Source organism: Pontibacter harenae, from assembly GCF_020907245.1.
GTDB classification, from domain to species: Bacteria; Bacteroidota; Bacteroidia; order Cytophagales; family Hymenobacteraceae; genus Pontibacter; species Pontibacter harenae.
In genome coordinates this window covers 1-3,311 of record NZ_JAJJWH010000092.1, presented here as the reverse complement: position 1 = coordinate 3,311, position 3,311 = coordinate 1, and the positions used below count along the sequence as shown (strand labels likewise).

The 3,311-nt window shown below is 45.8% G+C and carries 4 protein-coding genes; all 4 read right to left on the bottom strand.

Annotated elements, in window-relative coordinates:
• Position 1: 1 nt before the first annotated feature.
• The 4 genes from LN893_RS20265 to ygiD all read right to left on the bottom strand — a co-directional run bounded on the left by LN893_RS20265 (position 2) and on the right by ygiD (position 3,237).
• Positions 2-676: an SDR family NAD(P)-dependent oxidoreductase gene (locus LN893_RS20265; protein ID WP_229973231.1), complete on the bottom strand. Its 675-nt coding sequence runs from the start codon at positions 674-676 to the stop codon at positions 2-4.
• Positions 677-790: 114 nt separating this feature from the next.
• Positions 791-1,612 (bottom strand): 3-methyl-2-oxobutanoate hydroxymethyltransferase, encoded by an 822-nt coding sequence (panB, locus tag LN893_RS20260; RefSeq protein WP_229973230.1) that lies wholly within the window; start codon positions 1,610-1,612, stop codon positions 791-793.
• Positions 1,613-1,666: 54 nt separating this feature from the next.
• Entirely contained in the window at positions 1,667-2,401 is a 735-nt protein-coding gene (locus LN893_RS20255) for an alpha/beta hydrolase (RefSeq protein ID WP_229973228.1), read from the bottom strand.
• Between the two features lie 2 nt (positions 2,402-2,403).
• Complete coding sequence (gene ygiD / locus LN893_RS20250) at positions 2,404-3,237, bottom strand: 4,5-DOPA-extradiol-dioxygenase (protein WP_229973233.1); 834 nt, start codon at positions 3,235-3,237, stop codon at positions 2,404-2,406.
• Positions 3,238-3,311: the final 74 nt, after the last annotated feature.

The window sequence follows — 3,311 nt, the reverse complement described above, 5'->3', positions numbered from 1 at the left end:
ATTAATACTCCTCTAAACCGCCCACTTCGATATTCCAGAACTTTCCGCTTTCAGTATTTTCGGTTAGAGCCTTATAAATACCAGTAACGGACTGTTCAACTGTAACTGGAGCGTTCTCGCCACCCATTCTGGTCTGTACCCAACCTGGGTGCAGCGGAGTTACCCTGATATTTCTTTCCGCTAACCTTTGCGCAAGTATAACTGCATACATGTTGATGGCAGCCTTGGACATTCTGTATGCTGGGCCGTTAGGGCCTGCATTGCGAATAAGTGCCATAGCGGTAGAAAGAAACACAACATGGGCATCGTTTTTAAGGTATTTCAGCACACCTTCGGTAAATAACACAGTGCCAGTCGTATTAACAGCAAAGGAAGTATTCAGATGCTCTGCTGTTGGTATTTCGTCTCCCAGGTCGGGACCAACACCTGCATTGTTTATAAGATAATCTACCTGGCTAGCTATTTGCCCTATTTGCTCAATTGCCTGATTGATACTTCCCTCATCACTGATGTCTCCCTTAACAACAGTGAGGTTAGGGTGGGTGAAATTTTCAATGTTACCGGATCGGGTTACGGCAATAACCTGAATACCTTCGTTCAGTAATTTTTCAGTAAGAAAACGTCCGATGCCGTTGCTTGCTCCAGTGATAATTGCTTTTTGAACTTCGTTTGTCATAATTAAAATCTGTTATTTCTTATTGGTCCTAAACTACATCCTTAAAAGCTAAGGGTAGATTCAGGGTTATTTATTTTAAATTTAAAATTGTGTTGGAGGATTTTGTGGCAGGGATCAGTAACTCTCCTGTATACTAGGGAAGTCCGAGGCTCTCACATCGTCAACATATTGTCTGACAGCACTGTTTATGACAGTGTGCAGGTCTGCATATTGCCTGACGAACTTTGGGTTAAAGCCTTTGTTCATCCCCAGCATATCATGGACAACAAGCACTTGCCCATCAGCACCTGCACCTGCGCCAATTCCGATGACAGGAACATGTAATATTGTAGCCACCTCCTGCGCAAGGGATGACGGGATCTTTTCCAGGGTTATGGAATAGCACCCCAATTCCTGTAAAAGAAGCGCGTCTTTCTTCAGCTTTTCTGCTTCTGCATCAGCTTTTGCGCGAACACTGTAATCCCCGTACTTGTTTATGGACTGCGGCATCAGGCCCAGGTGCCCCATCACAGGAATACCGGCATTGATAATCTTTTGAATATCCGATTCTATTTCCTTTCCACCTTCAATTTTCAAGCTGTCAGCACCCGTCTCCTTCATGATCCTTATAGCTGATTTCAAGGATTTATTCGGATTCCCGCTGCACGTGCCGAATGGCATGTCAACAACGACTAATGCCCTTTTTACACCTTTGACAACGGATTTGCCATAAAAGATGATCTCGTCTAAGGTGAGGGGCAGCGTGGTTTTGTTTCCTGCCATGACGTTCGATGCTGAATCTCCCACTAAAATAGCATCCAACCCAGCCTGGTCAAGGATGCTCGCCATCGTGTAATCGTACGCGGTCAGCATTGTAATCTTCTCACCGCGTTCCTTCATCTTCTGAAATGTATGTACAGTTACTTTCCTTTTATCACTCTCAGTGCTAACGGACATGTTATTTTGTTATGAATTGATCTTTTGTTTTAAACCCTTTCCCTTTCTTAGCGACTACTCACCCTTAAGCCACGCGTCCAAGTCCATCAATACCTCACTGTTGATCTGATGTCCCATGTTATACTCATGATAAGTTAACGGCACACCCAGGTTCTGCAGGAGTGCTTTTGCTTGTCTTGCGTAGTGAATAGGCAATGTCCCATCCTGAACCCCGTGGGCAACAAATACCCTCAAGCGGTGCAGTTCTTCGTTCTTGGTCACTGTGGATTGAATGTTCTCCAGAATCCTTCCGCTAAAGGCTATCACCCCATCCACCTCCTTCGGGTGGGTCAATCCAATACTGTAACTCATGATGGCCCCCTGACTGAATCCACCGAGATAAACTTCCTGAAGACCGTACTTTTGTTTAAGCTGCGCTAAAAACTCGCTGATTACTTCTCTGCTGGATAGTTCCTGCTCTGCATCGATGACTGGTTTACCTGTTGAAAAATCTACGTTGTACCAGGCAAACCTTTCAGGACCCAGTGAAAACGGGCCACGGGCTGAAATAATGTAGAACTCATCAGATAAGTGGTCTGCAAGGCTAAACAGATCCTGCTCATTGCTTCCAACACCGTGTAACAGGACAACAGCCCTGCTCTTTGAAGATTTAATTTTTGGCTCCCGCACAAGATAGTGCAGGGTAAGGTTGTCAGATGTTATGACGCTTTCTTTCTCGGGTGTATGATTCATTTGAGTATAGTCTAACAGATAAGAGTGGATGAAAAGAAGGAGTAAGAACAGCTGCATTCTTATCCGATTTTTACAGATGTCATGGTTAGGGAACCGCCTACCACCCTGTCGTTGAAAAATGACACGGCATCGTTGCTTCCCTTCAACCCAAGCGTATAAAGTAGGGGCCAGTAATGCTCTGGGGTAGGAACTGCCAGCAGGGCTTCCTTACCCAGTTGTTCGTACTTTATCAGTTTATCGTGGCTCCCGTTACGGATAAGGTCTTTGAAGTTTGTATTTATCTGCACTGCCCAGTCAAAGCCGTATTCCGGTTCGTTGATTTTATTCCAGTCTACCATGCGCAGGTTGTGCACCATGTTGCCGCTGCCCACAATCAGCACTCCTTTCCTGCGTAGGCCTGCCAATTCTTTCGACAGGTCATAGTGGTATTGCGGCCCTTTGGTATAGTCAATGCTAAGCTGCAGCACAGGGATGTCGGCTTCAGGGTACATGTGTCGGATAATCGTCCAGGCACCGTGGTCAAGGCCCCAGTCATGGTCCAGTTCTACTGCAGTAGACTTGATGATGGATGCCGTTTCCTTGGCCAGTTCAGGGCTACCCGGTGCCTTGTACTGCACATCGAACAACTCCTGCGGAAAACCGCCGAAATCATGGATGGTTTTCGGAAAATCCATACCCGTGATACGGGTGCCTTTGCTTAGCCAATGCGCTGAAACAACAAGTACTGCTTTCGGTGTCGGGATCTCTTTGCCCAGTTGCTTCCACTTCTGGCTGAATTCGTTATCCAGAATACCGTTCATAGGTGACCCGTGGCCAATAAACAAGACAGGCATCAGTTGCTCCTGCTCACTTAAGCTATCTGTAAATCTGTTGAAAGCGGATAACGTGGTCATACCTACTGCTCCTGTAATTAGTGTTTTAATAAATTGTTCCCGTCGCATACTAGCTTGGTTTGCTTAATTGTAAG